Raw genomic sequence first — 16,362 nt, 5'->3', positions numbered from 1 at the left:
GCAATTGCTAAATAATTTAAACCGCATCCTGTCTCCCAGCCGACAAGATAATGGGCGCGCATTACACTTTGATGACAGCCTGCACCCTGTAAAATGGCGGGTCGGCGAAGTCGTGCTGCGTTGCAAATATTATTTTATACAATTTATCCCATTTCCCTTCCATGCCCGGCATTCTTTACCTGGTTCCCAACACGCTGGGAAGTACCGAACTCCTCACCGACGCTGGCGCCATGCACCCGCTGGAAGCCATCATCCCGCGCCAGGTGCAGGCCATCGCGGCGCGCCTGGATTATTTCGTGGCCGAAAACGCCAAGACCACGCGCGCCTTCCTCAAACTATTGGGGAGCAATACCCCGCTGGCCCAGCCCATCCAGGCAATCCAGATCAGCGAGCTCAACGTCAACACGCCCCCTGCCGCCCTGCCCGCCCTGCTGGCACCGCTACTGGCGGGCCGTGACGGCGGCCTGATCTCGGAAGCGGGCGTGCCGGCCGTGGCTGACCCCGGCGCCAACCTGGTGCGACTGGCGCATCAGCATGGCATCCAGGTGCGACCGCTGGTCGGTCCGTCTTCGCTCTTGCTGGCGGTGATGGCCAGCGGATTGAATGGCCAGAGCTTCGCCTTCAACGGCTATCTGCCCACCGATGCCGCAGCACGCACCAAGCGCATCGGCCAGCTGGAAGACCGTTCCCGCAAGGAGAAGCAGACCCAGCTGCTGATCGAAACGCCCTATCGCAACGGCGCCATGCTGGAGGCACTGGCGCAGTCCTGCCAGCCGGGCACGCTGATCTGCGTGGCCACCGATCTGTCGCTGCCTACCGAAGCGGTGCGCACGCAGACCGCCGCGCAATGGAAGGCGGCGCTGGCGGCGAACAAGGCACCGGACTTCCACAAGAAGCCCACGGTATTCCTGCTGCTGGCCGAATAAGCCCTCGCCCCGCCACAAAGACAAAGGCCGATTGCGTCAGCAACCGGCCTTTGTCATGGGGGCTGCGCAATGGCTTATCGCAAATGCGACAGCGGTGCCGACATCAGTGTCTTGGCAAACCCGGCACCGAAGGCCACGCCGAACTTCTTCAACACGCGTTCGGAGAGGTTCTCGGTCTGGGTGTAGTCCACCACGTCCTCGGCCTTGATGACGTCACGCGCCACGCTGTCGACCGTGCCATAGCCATCGGCCAGACCCAGCTCGACTGCCTTGGCACCGGTCCAGACCAGACCGGAGAAGGTGTCCGGGGTTTCCTTGAGGCGCGTGCCACGCCCCTGGCGCACCACGTCGATGAACTGCTGGTGGATCTCCTGCAGCATCGACAGCGCATAGTCACGCTGCTTCGGGCTTTGCGGGCTGAAGGGATCGAGGAAGCTCTTGTTCTCGCCCGCCGTGAGCAGGCGACGTTCCACGCCCAGCTTGTCCATCAGCCCGGTGAAGCCGAAACCGTCCATCAACACGCCCACCGAACCGATCAGGCTGGCCTTGTTGACGAAGATCTTGTCGGCGGCCACGGCGATGTAATAGCCACCGGAGGCGCACATCTCCTCGACCACCACGTAGATCGGCTTCTTGGGGTACTCCTTGCGCAGGCGGGTGATCTCGTCGTTGATCATGCCGGCCTGCACGGGGCTGCCACCGGGGCTGTTGATCTTCAGGATCACGCCCACCGAATCGCTGGCGGCGAAGGCCTTGTCCAGCGCCGGAATGACCACCGCCGCCGAACCCTGGCCTTCGGACTCGATGGTGCCGCGGATTTCCACCAGCGCAGTATGCGGACCCAGCGGCTCGCTCTCGATCTTGTTGTAGGTAAAGGCCATCCAGCCGCCCAGCACGATCACCGCCAGGATGGCGATGCGGAAGAAAATGCCCCAGCGGCGGCGGGCGCGCTGTTCCTTGACGGCGAACAGGGCCAGCTTTTCCAGGACATCACGTTCCCAGCCGCTCTTCTTGTCCTCGCGCACGCTGGCGGGAATGGAGGAAGACGGCGACGGGGAAGACTGGGGAGGACGGTCTTGCGGGTTGTCAGATTGGTTGTTGCTCATAGGCTCACTCTAGGCAGCGCAGCCGCGCTGCACTGGTTTTCCGCGAAGCTCATGCCTCGACGGGCTGGACGATGTCATCCGGACGCCAGAACACCTGGCCGTCCCGTTCCACCGCCATGATCTTACGCAAATGCGCGCCGGTACAAGGTCCGCCTTCGCATTTTCCGGTATCGGGCGCATAAACCGCGCCATGTGTTGCGCACATGAGATACAGGCCGCTGGATTCGAAGAATTCGCCCTCGGCCCAGTCCAGTTCGATGGGTACATGCGCACAGCGATTCAAATAGCCATAGACCACTCCGCCGTAACGCACCACGAAGCCGGTGGTCTCGTCCCCATGCAGCTGCACCGGGAAACGCTTGCCCAAACCGCCCTCCTGAAGGGCGCTGGAGGGGCAGATGAAGATTTCTTCTGGTGTCGTCACGGCCATGCGCCTCAGGCGTGCTCATTGAGCCACTGATGCAGCTCGCGGATGGAAGGGGCTGAATAAAGTGGCGACAACGCCTGCAACTGCTGCGGCGGATGCGCGCCAAACTCCACCGCCACGCCCCTGGCACCGGCATTGATGGCCATCTGCAGGTCATGGGTGGTGTCACCGATCATCAGGGTGCGGTGCATGTCCTGGCCCAGTTCGCGGGTCAGTTCCTGCAACATGGCCGGATGCGGCTTGGAGAAGGTCTCATCGGCGCAGCGGGTGGCGTCGAACTTGGAGAGCAGGCCGGTGGTATTCATGGCCCGGTTCAGCCCGACGCGGCTCTTGCCGGTGGCCACCGCCAGGAAGTAGCCCTGCTGTGACAGGTCGGCCAGCATCTCCGGCACGCCCTCGAAGAGCGTCAGATCCTTGTCCTGGCCAAGATAATGATGGCGATAACGCTCCACGATGCGCGGATAGTACTTCGGATCCACATCCGGAATGGCCGCCTGCATCGCATCCTGCAAGCCCAGGCCGATCACGTAGGAGGCCGCGCTCTTGTCGGGAATGGGCAGACCCAGGTCGCGCGCAGCCGCCTGGATGCAGCGCACGATGGTGGAGGTGCTGTCCATCAGGGTGCCGTCCCAGTCGAAGACGATCAGGTCGAATTGCTTTCTTGCCATGTGTCGAGTTCTTTCTGCTGGCATGTCCTGGCGCTGCTTGCCGGATCGGCAATTGGCAGAGGGACATGCGATTGTGTCAATGCCGGGCAGAAAGTATCACATCCCGGACCGCTGCGTGCACCCCTTCACTGTTCTGTCCCGGCCAGCATGTTGTGGGGCAGCAGATCGCCCTCGGCACCGCCTTCGAGGCTGCGCAGGAAACGCGCGCATTCTTCGGGCAGCCCAGCCTTGAGAGTGACGGTCTCGCCGCTTTCCGGATGGCGGAAGCTGATGCGCCAGGCGTGCAGGAACATGCGCTTGAAGGCCACGCGGCTGCCCTCGGCCTTTTGCAGCGACTTGTTGAGGGTGAAGTCCCCGTACTTGTCGTCGCCCACGATGGGAAAACCGCTGGAAGAGAGGTGCACCCGGATCTGATGGGTGCGACCGGTCTTCAGTTCAGCTTCCAGCAGGGCAAATTCACCGAAGCGGCGCAACAGCGAAAAGATCGTGTGCGAAGGCTGGCCGTCGGCCTGCACCCGCACGCGGCGCTCGCCATCGGGCGTGCTGTACTTGAACAGCGGCAACTTCACGTGCTGGCGCGCGTTCTTCCAGTCCCCCTGCACCAGCGTGAAATAACGCTTGTCGGTGGTGCCTTCGCGCATCTGGTCGTGCAGGTTGGTCAGGGCCGAACGCTTCTTGGCGATCAGCAGCACGCCCGAGGTATCGCGGTCCAGGCGGTGCACCAGCTCGAGGAACTTGGCCTGGGGGCGCGCCGCGCGCAACTGCTCGATCACGCCATAGCTCACGCCGGAGCCGCCGTGCACGGCCACCCCGGCCGGCTTGTCGATGACCAGCATGTGGCTGTCTTCCAGCAGGATGCGGAATTCGGCACCGGGCACGACCTGCTCTTGCTTTTCTGCAACTCGTATTGGCGGCACGCGCACCACGTCGCCTTCGGCCAGGCGGTAGGTCTGGTCGATGCGGCCCTTGTTGACGCGCACCTCGCCCGAACGCAGGACACGGTAGATATGGCTCTTGGGAACGCCCTTGCAGATGCGCAGCAGGAAATTGTCGATCCGCTGCCCCGCTTCCTCGTCGGAAATGGTCAGCAACTGCACCTGGGGAAGGTTCTGCGAGGCTGCTTCGCTCCGGGAGGCGGGCGCGGCTGCGGCGCTTTCAGAAGCCCCCCTAGAAAATCTCGCTAAGTCCTTCATTTTGAATATATAATCGATTGACGCCGATCAAAAAACGGCGTCAGTAGAATAAAAAAGGAACATTCTACACAAGAGGAGTCTTCGTCAGCCTCGCTCATTTGCAAAATAGACGAAGGGGGCCCCGAAAACCACGACGCGCGGCATCGCAGACGCAATAAAAGCGCTGCAACGGTTGACAATACAGCCGATCATGTCGCTTGCCTGGTCCACGTAAAGGCCTCGAAACGAGTACGCACCTTCCTTGCGCGATTCCAGTTTGCACCGCAGTTGCAATCGGACAGCGCGCCTGGAAGTGGAACAGAATTGTTTGGATCATCAGGATAAAAGTCTGGCAAGACTCGCATCCGGTGTTCCGGTTCAGGTCCGCAGCGCACAGCCCCCGGCAATATGCTGCAACATGCAGCATCATGCAGCGCAACCGGTGGCAGGCTCATCCGCCCGCCCCTCTTGCAGCGCATTGCCCGGGCCCTGCCGCAGTCCTGACCGAAGCACCGCGAGGCTTGCCGGTTGATGCAGCAGAACCCGATCGCCGTCGCCAACCCATCACCATGTTACGTTTGGCTCCACAGACCAGCTTACCGTCCGCAGTTGCCTGCGCGACCGCCTATGGCGGAGCGCGCGGCGCGGATACGGTGCTGCCCGGCGTTCCCGTCTGCCGCATCCGCGCCCCCTTGTGCTGGAGCGCCCGCTAAGGCGCACTGACACAATCAAGGCAATTGCCTCCCCAATCACTTCGTTCTCGCGTACATCCCCTGTACTTTTGGCCCGCTACCACATACGGACGGGCCATTTGAAGGATCTTCGGATCCCGGAGTGAAAACATGAAACGTATGTTGTTCAACGCCACGCAGCAGGAAGAACTGCGCGTCGCGATCGTTGACGGTCAGAAGCTGATCGACATCGACATCGAAACCACCGGACGCGAGCAGCGCAAGTCCAACATCTACAAGGGCGTCATCACCCGCATCGAGCCCTCGCTGGAAGCCTGCTTCGTCAACTACGGCGAAGAACGCCACGGCTTCCTGCCCTTCAAGGAAGTGGCCCGTTCCTACTTCAAGGAAGGCATCGACGTCCGTAACGCCAGCATCAAGGAAGCGCTGCGCGAAGGTCAGGAAATCATCGTCCAGGTCGAGAAGGAAGAGCGCGGCAACAAGGGCGCGGCCCTCACCTCGTTCATCTCCCTGGCCGGCCGCTACCTGGTGCTCATGCCCAACAACCCGCGCGGTGGTGGCGTGTCGCGCCGTGTCGAAGGCGAAGACCGCCAGGAACTGCGCGAAACCATGGACAAGCTGGACCTGCCCAATGGCATGTCCGTCATCGCCCGCACCGCCGGCATCGGCCGCAACGTCGATGAACTGCAGTGGGACCTGAACTACCTGATGCAGCTCTGGCGCGCCATCGAAGGCGCCGGCCAGACCGCCTCGGGCGCCTTCCTGATCTACCAGGAATCCTCGCTGGTCATCCGCGCCATCCGCGACTACTTCCAGCCCGACATCGGCGAAATCCTCATCGACACCGACGACATCCACGACCAGGCCCAGCAGTTCATGGCCCACGTGATGCCGGACATGGTCCACCGCGTCAAGCGCTACCGCGACGACGTCCCCCTGTTCTCGCGCTTCCAGATCGAACACCAGATCGAGACCGCCTACTCGCGTACGGTCCCGCTGCCCTCGGGCGGCGCCATCGTGATCGACCACACCGAAGCCCTGGTGTCGGTGGACGTGAACTCGGCGCGCGCCACCCGTGGCAGCGACATCGAGACCACCGCCTTCAACACCAACCTCGAAGCGGCCGATGAAGTGGCCCGCCAGTTGCGCCTGCGCGACCTGGGCGGCCTGATCGTGATCGACTTCATCGACATGGAGAACTCCAAGAACCAGCGCGAGGTGGAAGGCCGTCTCAAGGACGCCCTGCACCACGACCGCGCCCGCGTTCAGATGGGCAAGATCTCCCGCTTTGGCCTGATGGAACTGTCGCGCCAGCGCCTGCGTCCGTCGCTCTCCGAAGGCAGCCACGTGACCTGCCCGCGTTGCAACGGCACCGGTCACATCCGCGATACCGAATCCTCGGCCCTGCAGGTGCTGCGCATCATCCAGGAAGAGGCCATGAAGGAAAATTCAGCTGCCATCCACGTGCAAGCGCCCGTGGACGTGGCTGCCTTCCTGCTCAATGAAAAACGGGGCGAAATCCTGAAGATCGAGACGCGCCATCGCGTCACCGTCATCATGATCCCCAACAAGCACCTGGAAACCCCGCACTACAAGATGGAACGGATCAAGCACGACGATCCGCGCCTGGACGACGCCCAAGCCAGCTATACCATGGCCGAGCAAGCCGATACCGACATCGGCTACAGCCAGCGCCAGAAGGAAGAAGTGCGTCCGCGCCAGGAAGCCGTGGTCAAGGGCATCACCCCCGACCAGCCGGCCCCCATCGTCGAGCGCAAGGCCCCGGAACCGGTGGCCGCTGTCGTACCGCCGCCGACCCTGGCACCGGAGTCCGGTCTGCTGGGCAAGATCTTTGCCTTCTTCCGCAAGAAGCCGGTTGCACCGGTGGAAGCACCTGCTGCCGTCGAAGCCAAGACCCCGGCCAAGCGTGAGGGTGAGCGCAATGGCCGCGGTGGTGATCGCAATGGCCGCAACCGCAACCGTGGTGAACGCGGTGAACGTGGCGAGCGCGTTGAACGTGGCGAGCGTGGCGAACGCAACGCAGAACAGCGCGCAGCACGTGGCCCGGCCGCCGTCGAACTGAAGGCCGGCGAAACTGCCGAAGCCAAGCAGGCCCGTCCGCCGCGTGGTCCGCGCGAACCGAGGGAAGGCCGCGAGCCGCGTGAAGCCCGCGAAGGCCGTGAGCCGCGCGAGGCCCGCGAAGGCCAGGAACCGAAGGAAGCCCGTCGCAACGAAGCGCGTGAAGTCCGCGAGCCGCGTGAAGGCCGTGAACCGCGTGCCCCGCGTGAACCGCGCGCACCGCGCGGTGAACGCAAGGACCCCAAGGCCGAGGAAGGTCTGCCGCTGGAAGCCGCGCTGGCTGCCGGCGCAGCCGCCACCGCAGGCGTGGCCGTGGCCCTGTCCGGTGACGAGCAGGCTGCCCAGGTGGATGCCGCACAAGTCGAAGGATCCGAAGGCGCTGAAGGCGTCGAGGGTACGCAAGCCGCTGAAGGCGCTACCGAGCCGCGTCGTCGTCGCCGTCGTGGTGGCCGCAACCGTCATCGTCGCGAACGCGATGAAAACGGCAACGTCATCGACAATGGCGAAGGTGAAGCCAATGAGACCGCCGAAGGCGTCGAAGCTGTCGAAGGCGTCGACACGGCGGTCGTGGCCAGTGCCGCCGCCGTCAGCATGAACGTCGAGACCGTCGCTGCCGACACCCCGGCTGCACCGATGGAAGTCGCCCAGGCGGCAGTGGCGCAAGCCTCCTTCGCCGCCTCGCCAGTGCCGGAACAAGCCCAACCCGAAGTGGCTGCCCAGGTCGAAAGCGGTGTGAATTCCGTGGAAGCCGTGGCCGCTGCCGCTGCCGAAGCGACCCAGGCCGTGTTCGCGAACCAGCCGGTCATCGAACCGGCAGCGCCGTCCATCGATGCCAGCTTCGCCCCGGCTCCGGCCTTCGAGCCGGTCCAGGCCCCCGTTGCTGCTCCGGCCGCATCGGAAGCCCCGGTCGAGGTGGTGCAAGCCGCTCCGGCCGCTCCGGCAGCTCCTGCGGTGCCGCAACAGATCAGCCTGCTCGATAGCGTCGAGGCCGTGGAAGCCAGCCCGGCCCCGGCGGTCATCGAACCGGCACCGGTGGCAGCCTCCCCTGCTGCCGCGCCTGCCGCCCATGCCAGTTCCACCGGCAACGGCGCACAGTGGGACTCGCTGCAGCAGATGCTGTCGCAAGCCGGCCTGACCCTGGCCACGACCGATCCGGTCAAGCTGCGCGCCGCCCAGGAAGCCGCCGCCTCGTTCGTCCCGGCACCGCACGTGCCGCGCGAGCGCAAGCCGCTGCCGCCGCCATCGACCGAACCGTTGGTGCAGGTCGAAACCCGCCGCTGAGACAGGATGACAGGCGGTGTGCCGCAAGGCCCCGCCTGACACTGAAATAGCGGCAGTGAACAAGGGAGCTTCGGCTCCCTTTTTCATGTCTATTGCACCTGATGTGAAGCCTCAAGCACAAGGCCGCATCGGCAAACCAGAACCTATTTGCGAACAGTTGCCCGCTTCCGGCAACGATACAGTCAGCACCCCCCGAAATGGCCGCACAAGCCCGATGCCAGCGGGGCCGCACGGGTGGCGGCCTTGCGCATGGAATTCAGTTGCAGCGATACACTATATGTACGATTGTGCATCTACGCGGCGACCTCAGGCGTGCTATCGTTACACACCTCTTATCGTCAGATCGTATGAACAAGCGCGTCATTCCCATCGTCGATGTCCGGCAAGCCCCGTCCGCCAGCCCCTCAGGACCTGGCGTGCCGGTTGCCGTGCAGCCCGTCGGCTGGCTGGCCGACAGCCTGGGGCGTCCACTGCATGATCTGCGCATCTCGGTAACTGACCGCTGCAATTTCCGCTGCGTGTACTGCATGCCCAAGGATGTCTTCGACAAGCAGTACCAGTTCCTGCCGCATTCCGACCTGTTGACCTTCGAGGAACTGACCCGCGTGGCGGCCCAGTTCGTGGCCCACGGCGTGCGCAAGATCCGCCTGACCGGTGGCGAGCCGCTGCTGCGCAAGAACATCGAGACCCTCATCGCCATGCTGGCCGCCCTGCGCACGCCGGACGGCGAGGAAATCGACCTCACCCTCACCACCAACGGCACCCTGTTGAAGCAAAAGGCCCAGGCGCTCAAGGCCGCCGGGCTCAAGCGCGTGACCGTGTCGCTGGATTCGCTGGATGACCAGAGCTTCCGCCGCATGAATGACGTCGATTTCCCGGTGGCGCGCGTGCTGGAGGGCATCGAAGCGGCGCACGCCGCCGGTCTCGGTCCGGTCAAGATCAACATGGTGGTCAAGAAGGGGGTCAACGACGACCAGATTTTGCCCATGGCGCGCCATTTCAAGGGAACGCCGGCCATCCTGCGCTTCATCGAATACATGGACGTGGGCTCCTCCAACGGCTGGCGCATGGACGAGGTCCTGCCTTCGCACGACGTGGTGCGGCGCATCTCTGCAGAGATGCCGCTGGAAGTGGCCGACCCCAACTACACCGGCGAGACCGCCGAGCGCTGGCGCTATGTCGATGGCAGCGGCGAGATCGGCGTCATCTCCAGCGTGACCCAGGCCTTCTGCCAGGACTGCTCGCGGGCGCGCCTGTCCACCGAGGGCAAGGTCTACACCTGCCTGTTCGCCAGCCAGGGCCACGACCTGCGCAGCCTGGTGCGCAACGGCAGCAGCGACGCCGAACTTGCCGGCGCCATCGCCGCCCTCTGGGGCCAGCGCGGCGACCGTTATTCCGAACTGCGCAGCGCCCTGCAAGCCGCACCGCTGCGCAAGGTCGAGATGTCCTACATCGGCGGCTGAGGTCGCGCCCTGCCTGCCCCATCTGCATCATGTCTTCCCGTACCGATCTCTTCTCCGCCAGCCACATCACCGGCCTGGTGCTGGCCGGTGGCCGGGGCACGCGCATGGGCGGGGTGGACAAGGGCCTGCAAGTCCTGCACGGCAAGCCGCTGGTCCAGCACGTGCTGGAACGCCTGGCCCCGCAGGTCGGCTCCCTGGCGATCAACGCCAATCGCTCCCAGCTGGAGTACGCCCGTTTCGGCTATCCGGTCTGGCATGACCTGCAAGGGGATTTCCCCGGCCCGCTGGCCGGCCTGCAATGCGGCCTGACCCATTGCCACACGCCGCTGCTGGCGACCGTCCCGTGCGACTCGCCGCTGATCCCCTATGACCTGGTGGCGCACCTCTACGACGCCCTCACCGCCAGCGGTGCACAGGCTGCCATCGCGGTCACTGACGGCGTACACGGACGGCAGCGCCATCCTGTATGCTCGCTGCTTCAGACGACTACGCGCGCTTCGCTGGACGCCTTCCTGGCCGCCGGTGAACGCAAGATGGACCACTGGTTTGCCAGTTTGGATTGCATCGAAGTGGATTTCCCCGACGAGCGCGCCTTCAGCAACATCAATACCGGGCTGGATTTGCAACAGCTCGAAGCAGAACAATGACCGAGACCCACACCGCCACACTCCACGACATCGTCAGCTGCATCAGCGGCTATGATCCCAACGCCATGACGGTAGCGCGCGCGCAAGCCGTGATCCAGGAATTCATCACGCCCATCGAGGCCGTCGAAAAGCTGGCCATCCGCAGCGCCCTCTCGCGCGTGCTGGCACGCGACATCGTTTCCCGCATCGACGTGCCGGCCCACGACAACTCGGCCATGGATGGCTATGCCCTGCGCGGCGAGGACGTGGCCGAGGGCAAGCAAGTGCGTCTGCAGATCATCGGTGCGGTGCATGCCGGCGAGCGCTTCACTGGCCACGTCGGTCCCGGCCAGTGCGTGCGCATCATGACCGGCGCGCCCATGCCGCCCGGCTGCGACACCGTGATCCCGCAGGAACTGACCACCGACGCCGACGAGCAAGGCGTGACCCTGCCCGCCGGTCGCGTGCGTCCCGGCGACAATCGCCGCCTGCGCGGTGAAGATCTGGCTCTGGGCAGCGTGGCGCTGCCGCGCGGCCGCGTGCTGCGGCCCTCCGACATCGGCCTGCTGGCCTCGCTGGGCATGGCCGAAGTGCCGGTGCAGCGTCGTCTGCGCGTGGCCTTCTTTTCCACCGGCGACGAATTGCGCTCGGTGGGCGAGCCGCTCGATGCCGGCTGCGTCTATGACTCCAACCGCTACACCCTGCACGGCATGTTGACGCGCCTGGGTTGCGAGGTGCTGGATCTGGGCGTGGTGCCGGATGACCCGGCCGCGCTGGAAGCCGCCTTCCGCAGCGCCTGCGAAGAAGCCGATGCCGTCATCACCTCCGGGGGGGTCTCCGTGGGCGCGGCCGATTACACCAAGCAGATCATGGCCAGCCTGGGCGAGATGACGTTCTGGAAGATCGCCATGCGCCCCGGCCGCCCGCTGGCCTTCGGCCGCATCAGCTCGCGCGGGCGCAATGCCTATCTGTTCGGCCTGCCGGGAAATCCGGTGGCGGTACAGGTGAGTTTTTCCTTCTTCGTGCGCGATGCCCTGCTGCGCCTGGCCGGTGCCGAAGCCAATCCGCTGCCGCGTCTGCGCGTCAAGTCCGCCACGGCCATCCGCAAGAAGGCCGGCCGCACCGAATACCAGCGCGGCATCCTGGCCCCTGATGAGGAGGGCCGATGGAACGTGCGCCTGACCGGCATGCAGGGCTCCGGCATCCTGCGCTCGATGTCGGATGCCAACTGCATCATCGAGCTCGAACATGAGCGCGGGGACGTGGCCGCAGGCGAAGAGGTGGCGGTGGTGCTGTTCGACGGGCTGGTGTGAGGGGTTTCAGGCCGATATGAAGAAAAAGGGACGGCAAGCCGTCCCTACACCGCCCCCTCCTCCGGGGTGACTTCCCGGGATGAAGAATCAGACGATTTCACCCTCCTCGCCCAGATCCAGCTCCCCCGTCCCCAACAGCTTCTGCGCATTCTCCACCGGCAAGGCTTCCACCGACTTCAACTTGCGCGTCATCTGGCGGGTGCGGGTCTCGGCCTGGTCGATGTTCTTGGCCACGCGTTCCAGTGCGCTCTTGGTCGAAGCCAGCACTTCACCGAATTTGCCGAACTCGGTCTTGACCGCGCCCAGCACCTGCCACACTTCCGAGGAGCGTTTTTCCAGCGCCAGCGTACGGAAGCCCATCTGCAGGCTGTTGAGCAAGGCCGACAAGGTCGAGGGACCGGCAATGGTGACCCGGCAGGTCCGTTGCAATTCATCCGACAATCCCGGTCGACGCATGACCTCGGCATACAGCCCTTCGGTCGGCAAAAAGAGGATGGCGAAGTCCGTCGTCAGCGGCGGTGACAGGTATTTCTCGGCAATCGTCCTGGCCTCACTACGCACAGCTCGCTCCAGTTCGCGGCCGGCCGTGGCCACGCCCTCGGCATCGGCGCGCTCGGCTGCATCGACCAGGCGCTCGTACTGTTCCTTGGGGAATTTGGCATCGATGGGCATCCAGACCTGGCCCGCGTCTTCCTTGGCACCCGGCAGACGGATGGCGAATTCCACGCGCTCGCCACTGGCCGGGACGGTCTCGACGTTCTTGGCGTACTGGTCGGGCGTCAACATCTGTTCCAGCAGGATTTCCAGCTGCACTTCACCCCAGGTGCCGCGTGTCTTGACGTTGGTCAGCACGCGCTTCAGGTCGCCCACGCCGGTGGCCAGTTGCTGCATTTCGCCCAGACCCTGATGCACCTTGTCCAGCCGGTCCGAGACCAGCTTGAAGGATTCACCGAGTCGCTGCTCCAGCGTGGCATGCAGTTTTTCGTCCACGGTCTTGCGCATCTCTTCCAGCTTTTGCGCATTGTCGTTCTGCAGGTCCTTGATCTTGGCTTCGAGCGTAGCGCGCACCTCGGCCATGCGCTGGGCGTTCGATTCGGTCAGCGCCGACAGTTGCTGGTTCAGCGTATCGCCGAAGCGCTTGAGCGAGACCGCCTGCTCTTCGCGGTTCACCTGCGCCTGCAGGGTGATGGACTGGCGCATGCTTTCCAGTTGCTGCGCATTGCTTTCGTTGAGCTTGACCAGTTGCTGCGCGAACCCATCGATCTGCTGGTTCTGCAAACCCGCCACGCTCGTCAGTTGTGTCGCCAGCGTCTGCTGCAACTGGGCGAAGTTGGCGCCCAGTTCCTGGCGCGTGCTCTGGGCGCTGGCCTGCACCTGGCTGCGCAGCTCGCGCTCGATGCGTTCACCGGTGTCCTGCTGATGGCGCTGCAGGTCCTGCTTGACCTGCAGCAGCGCATCTTCGATCACCAGTGCGGTGTCATCGTCATGGCGCTGGCCGGACCGCAGCAGGATCAACAATTGCAGGACGAGGCCGACCACGACCAGCCCGGCAAGGATCATTTCGAAAAGAGACATGTCACCAGTCCAGTGCGATTTACTCGGGCTTGTTGCGCATCCAGTCGGCCGTCTGGTAGAGCGCCGCCAGCAGGCGTTTCATCAGGTCTTCCGGCAGGCCCACGTCCTGCATGGCCCAGGTCATGCAGCGCAGCCACTGGTCACGCTCCGAGATGCCGATGGGGAAAGGCAGGTGGCGCGCGCGCAGGCGCGGATGGCCGAATTTTTCCATGTACAGGCTGGGACCACCGGTCCAGCCGGAGAGGAACATGTAGGTCTTGTCGCGCGAGCCGTCCAGCGAGGGCGGATGCAGCGCGCGGATGCCGGCGAACTCCGGCTCCAGGTCCATCAGGTCATAGAAACGGTCGACCATCTCGCGCAGCTTCTCAGCGCCGCCGATGAGTTCGAACGTGGTCGGTTGGTTGGGATCTTCGATTTGCATAAGACCGCCATGATACCGCAGCCGGACTGCCGCGTCGGCGCAGTCCGGCGGCACTCGCCGGCTTTCTTGATCTGCGTCGTATCCGGCCGGGATCAGGCTTCGCGCAAGGTCTGCAGCGGTGGACGGCGCAGCACGTGACGCAATCCGGCCCAGCCGCCCAAGGCCGAACAACCCGCCCCCAGGCCCATGCCGGCCACCCAAACCAGCGGACTGAAGCTCCACTCGAAATTGAAGATGTAATGCGCCAGCGCCCAACCGATACCCGCCGCACCGCTGGCCGCCAGCAGCCCGGCCAGCGAACCCACCAGCAGCACCTCGATGCGCTGGGCGCGAGAAAGCTCCTGGCGGGTCGCACCGAGGGCACGCAACAGGCCAGCTTCCCGTACACGTTCATCCTGGGACCCTGCCAGTGCAGCGTACAGTACCAGTACACCTGAGCACAAAGTGAACAGGAAGAGGAACTCTACAGCAGCAATCACTTGACCGACCACTTCCTGGATCTGTCTCAGTACACTTCCTATGTCTACCACGGTCAGATTGGGGAAATCGCGGGCCAGTGTATTGCCCAGCGCTTCCTGCTGCGCTCTCAGGTGGACGGCGGTGATCCAGCTTTGCGGCGTATCGCGCATCAATGTCGGGTTGAGGATGACGAAGAAGTTCACCCGCAGCGAGCCCCACTCCAGCTTGCGCAGGCTGGTCACCGGCGCCTCCACCAGCTGGCCGGCGATATCGAATTGCAGGCGGTCCCCCAGCTTGATGCCCAGGGTCTGGGCCAGTCCGCGTTCCACCGAGGCTTCGGGATGGCTGTCGTCGTACCAGCGACCAGCCACGATGCCATTGCCCGGCGGGATGTTGGCCATGGTCGAGAGATTGAACTCCCGGTCCACCAGGCGCTTGGCCCGATCTTCCTGATAATCCGCCGCATTGACGGCATGACCATTGATCTGCACCAGGCGCCCGCGAATCATCGGATACAGCGCCACATCCTGTACCCCGCCCTGGCGCAGCGCCTGTTGCACGGCCTCGCGCTGGTCCGGCTGGATGTTGATGATGAAGCGGTTGGGGGCATCCGCAGGCGTGGCCTGGCGCCATGCGCCCACCAGATCGCCACGGATCACGGTCAGCAACAGCAAGGCCATGAGCCCCAGCCCCAGTGCCACCACCTGCATGACCGCCGCCGCCGGACGGCGTTGCAGGCCGTCGATGGCAAAGCGCCAGCTCTGGCGATCCACCAGGCCGCGCAGCGAACGCAGGGCGCGCAGGCACAGCCAGGCCACCAGTGCGAACAGCGCGAAGCCGCCGAGGAAACCCGCGATGGTCAGCAAGCCCAGCTTGAGATCGCCCGCCTGCCACAGCAGCAATCCCGAGAACACCAGCGTGCCCAGCACATAGCTGGCCACGGTCAGCGCCTGCGGTGCGCCCTGGTCGCGGCGGATCACCCGGTTGTGCGGCACGTTGCGCAATTGCAGGATGGGCGGCAAGGCAAACCCGACCAGCAACAGCAGCCCGGTGGCCACGCCCTGCAAGGCAGGTGCCCAGCCCGGCGGCGGCAAGGCGGTCGGCAGGAAACTGCCCAGCCATTGCAGCAACGCAAAGTGCGCGGCAAAGCCGACCAGCATGCCGATGATGCTGGCCGCCAGCCCGATGAGAACGAATTCGGTGAGATACAGCCGGGTCACCTGGGCCTGGGTCAGGCCGAAACAGCGCAGCATCGCGCAGGCATCCAGATGGCGCAGCATGAAGCGACGCGCCGCCATGGCCACGGCCAGCGCCGCCAGCATGGCTGACAGCAGGCCGACCAGGGAGAGGAATTGTTCGGCGCGATCCAGCGTGGCGCGCATTTCGGGGCGGCCGTTTTCCAGCGACTCCACGCGTACGCCGCGCAGCTTGTCGGCCTCGATCTGGCCTTCGATCTGCTGCTGGTAACGCTGCACGGCCTCGACGGGTCCGGCGATCAACAAGCGATATGTCACGCGCGAACCGACCTGCACCAGGTGCGTGGCGGCCAGATCGGCCTCATTGACCATCACGCGCGGCGCGAAGTTGACGAAGGCGCTGCCGCGATCCGGCTCGACCGAGATGACGGCGGCGATCTTCAACGGCAAATCACCCAGTTTCAAGGTATCGCCGAGCTTCACGTCAAGCTGCGACAGAATCTGCGGATCCACCCATACCGTACCGGCCTGCGGGATGCCATCGGCGGGCCGGTCGTGTCCGTCCTTGCCTTCCAGTCGCAGCTGGCCGCGCAAGGGATAGCCCGCCGTGACGGCCTTGATGGAGGACAGCACCGAGCGCGCCGCATCGCCCTCCCCGGCCTGGGCCATGCTGGGAAAGACCTGGGTCTGCGCCTGCAGCAGGCGCTGCCCGCTGGCCTGCTGCAGCCAGGAGGATGGCAGTGGCTGGTCGGCCGCGATCAGCAGATCGGCCCCCAGCAGCTGGTGGGCATCGCGCGTCATTCCGGCGCGCATGCGATCGACGAAGAAACCGACCGAGGACAGCGCGGCCACCGCCACGATCAGGGCGATCAGCAGGAAGCGCAGTTCACCGGTGCGCCAGTCGCGCAGGGTCATGCGCAGTGCTTGTTGGAACATGCAGGGCCAGTCGTAAGAAATC

Annotated in this window: 12 protein-coding genes; 5 read left to right on the top strand and 7 right to left on the bottom strand. The window is 64.6% G+C overall.

All coding sequences use genetic code 11. The features are described 5' to 3' along the window. Window positions 1–161: 161 nt before the first annotated feature. Window positions 162–926 (top strand): SAM-dependent methyltransferase, encoded by a 765-nt coding sequence (locus tag HNO82_RS00150; RefSeq protein ID WP_175342380.1) that lies wholly within the window; start codon window positions 162–164, stop codon window positions 924–926. 74 nt (window positions 927–1,000) lie between these two features. On the opposite strand, the gene HNO82_RS00145 is transcribed toward HNO82_RS00150, so the two are convergent. The 4 genes from HNO82_RS00145 to rluC all read right to left on the bottom strand — a co-directional run bounded on the left by HNO82_RS00145 (window position 1,001) and on the right by rluC (window position 4,320). Beyond that, window positions 1,001–2,032 carry a S49 family peptidase gene (locus HNO82_RS00145; protein ID WP_008327898.1) on the bottom strand — a complete coding sequence of 344 codons (1,032 nt, stop codon included), beginning with the start codon at window positions 2,030–2,032 and terminating at the stop codon, window positions 1,001–1,003. Between the two features lie 49 nt (window positions 2,033–2,081). Then, window positions 2,082–2,462: a Rieske (2Fe-2S) protein gene (locus HNO82_RS00140; protein WP_008327897.1), complete on the bottom strand. Its 381-nt coding sequence runs from the start codon at window positions 2,460–2,462 to the stop codon at window positions 2,082–2,084. A 5-nt stretch (window positions 2,463–2,467) separates the two neighbouring features. Further along, the gene (locus tag HNO82_RS00135; protein WP_008327891.1) at window positions 2,468–3,127 is read right to left on the bottom strand and encodes an HAD-IIIA family hydrolase; all 660 of its coding nucleotides are present in this window, start codon (window positions 3,125–3,127) and stop codon (window positions 2,468–2,470) included. 125 nt (window positions 3,128–3,252) lie between these two features. Continuing rightward, window positions 3,253–4,320, bottom strand: a complete 1,068-nt coding sequence (gene rluC, locus HNO82_RS00130) for a 23S rRNA pseudouridine(955/2504/2580) synthase RluC (RefSeq protein WP_034350188.1) — start codon at window positions 4,318–4,320, stop codon at window positions 3,253–3,255. A gap of 821 nt (window positions 4,321–5,141) precedes the next feature. Here rluC and HNO82_RS00125 point away from each other — a divergent pair. The 4 genes from HNO82_RS00125 (at window position 5,142) to moeA (ending at window position 11,753) form a co-directional block, all read left to right on the top strand. Further along, window positions 5,142–8,351 (top strand): Rne/Rng family ribonuclease, encoded by a 3,210-nt coding sequence (locus HNO82_RS00125; protein ID WP_175342379.1) that lies wholly within the window; start codon window positions 5,142–5,144, stop codon window positions 8,349–8,351. Between the two features lie 347 nt (window positions 8,352–8,698). Beyond that, the gene (moaA, locus tag HNO82_RS00120) at window positions 8,699–9,814 is read left to right on the top strand and encodes a GTP 3',8-cyclase MoaA (RefSeq protein WP_008327885.1); all 1,116 of its coding nucleotides are present in this window, start codon (window positions 8,699–8,701) and stop codon (window positions 9,812–9,814) included. Between the two features lie 29 nt (window positions 9,815–9,843). Next, window positions 9,844–10,461, top strand: a complete 618-nt coding sequence (gene mobA, locus HNO82_RS00115; protein ID WP_175342378.1) for a molybdenum cofactor guanylyltransferase MobA — start codon at window positions 9,844–9,846, stop codon at window positions 10,459–10,461. Continuing rightward, a complete protein-coding gene (gene moeA / locus HNO82_RS00110) occupies window positions 10,458–11,753 on the top strand; it encodes a molybdopterin molybdotransferase MoeA (protein WP_175342377.1) in 1,296 nt (431 codons plus the stop codon). Before mobA ends, moeA begins: the two co-directional genes overlap by 4 nt. An 87-nt stretch (window positions 11,754–11,840) precedes the next feature. On the opposite strand, the gene HNO82_RS00105 is transcribed toward moeA, so the two are convergent. From HNO82_RS00105 to HNO82_RS00095, 3 genes are all read right to left on the bottom strand, one after another. Further along, complete coding sequence (locus tag HNO82_RS00105; RefSeq protein WP_175342376.1) at window positions 11,841–13,328, bottom strand: DNA recombination protein RmuC; 1,488 nt, start codon at window positions 13,326–13,328, stop codon at window positions 11,841–11,843. 19 nt (window positions 13,329–13,347) lie between these two features. Continuing rightward, a complete protein-coding gene (locus HNO82_RS00100; protein ID WP_008327879.1) occupies window positions 13,348–13,749 on the bottom strand; it encodes a group II truncated hemoglobin in 402 nt (133 codons plus the stop codon). A 92-nt stretch (window positions 13,750–13,841) separates the two neighbouring features. After that, the gene (locus tag HNO82_RS00095; protein WP_008327869.1) at window positions 13,842–16,340 is read right to left on the bottom strand and encodes an ABC transporter permease; all 2,499 of its coding nucleotides are present in this window, start codon (window positions 16,338–16,340) and stop codon (window positions 13,842–13,844) included. Window positions 16,341–16,362 lie beyond the last annotated feature (22 nt).

Origin of the sequence: Herbaspirillum sp. C9C3 (genome assembly GCF_013359625.1) — a bacterium.
Classification (GTDB): domain Bacteria; phylum Pseudomonadota; class Gammaproteobacteria; order Burkholderiales; family Burkholderiaceae_D; genus Herbaspirillum.
Note: the sequence above shows the minus strand (reverse complement) of the source record. Positions and strands in the feature narration are given on the sequence as shown.

Bases quoted from the DNA above. Each gene is read 5' to 3' on its own strand.
- HNO82_RS00150 (WP_175342380.1), top strand. From the start codon at position 162: ATGCCCGGCATTCTTTACCTGGTTCCCAACACGCTGGGAAGTACCGAA.
- HNO82_RS00145 (WP_008327898.1), bottom strand. From the start codon at position 2,032: ATGAGCAACAACCAATCTGACAACCCGCAAGACCGTCCTCCCCAGTCT.
- HNO82_RS00140 (WP_008327897.1), bottom strand. From the start codon at position 2,462: ATGGCCGTGACGACACCAGAAGAAATCTTCATCTGCCCCTCCAGCGCC.
- HNO82_RS00135 (WP_008327891.1), bottom strand. From the start codon at position 3,127: ATGGCAAGAAAGCAATTCGACCTGATCGTCTTCGACTGGGACGGCACC.
- rluC (WP_034350188.1), bottom strand. From the start codon at position 4,320: ATGAAGGACTTAGCGAGATTTTCTAGGGGGGCTTCTGAAAGCGCCGCA.
- HNO82_RS00125 (WP_175342379.1), top strand. From the start codon at position 5,142: ATGAAACGTATGTTGTTCAACGCCACGCAGCAGGAAGAACTGCGCGTC.
- moaA (WP_008327885.1), top strand. From the start codon at position 8,699: ATGAACAAGCGCGTCATTCCCATCGTCGATGTCCGGCAAGCCCCGTCC.
- mobA (WP_175342378.1), top strand. From the start codon at position 9,844: ATGTCTTCCCGTACCGATCTCTTCTCCGCCAGCCACATCACCGGCCTG.
- moeA (WP_175342377.1), top strand. From the start codon at position 10,458: ATGACCGAGACCCACACCGCCACACTCCACGACATCGTCAGCTGCATC.
- HNO82_RS00105 (WP_175342376.1), bottom strand. From the start codon at position 13,328: ATGTCTCTTTTCGAAATGATCCTTGCCGGGCTGGTCGTGGTCGGCCTC.
- HNO82_RS00100 (WP_008327879.1), bottom strand. From the start codon at position 13,749: ATGCAAATCGAAGATCCCAACCAACCGACCACGTTCGAACTCATCGGC.
- HNO82_RS00095 (WP_008327869.1), bottom strand. From the start codon at position 16,340: ATGTTCCAACAAGCACTGCGCATGACCCTGCGCGACTGGCGCACCGGT.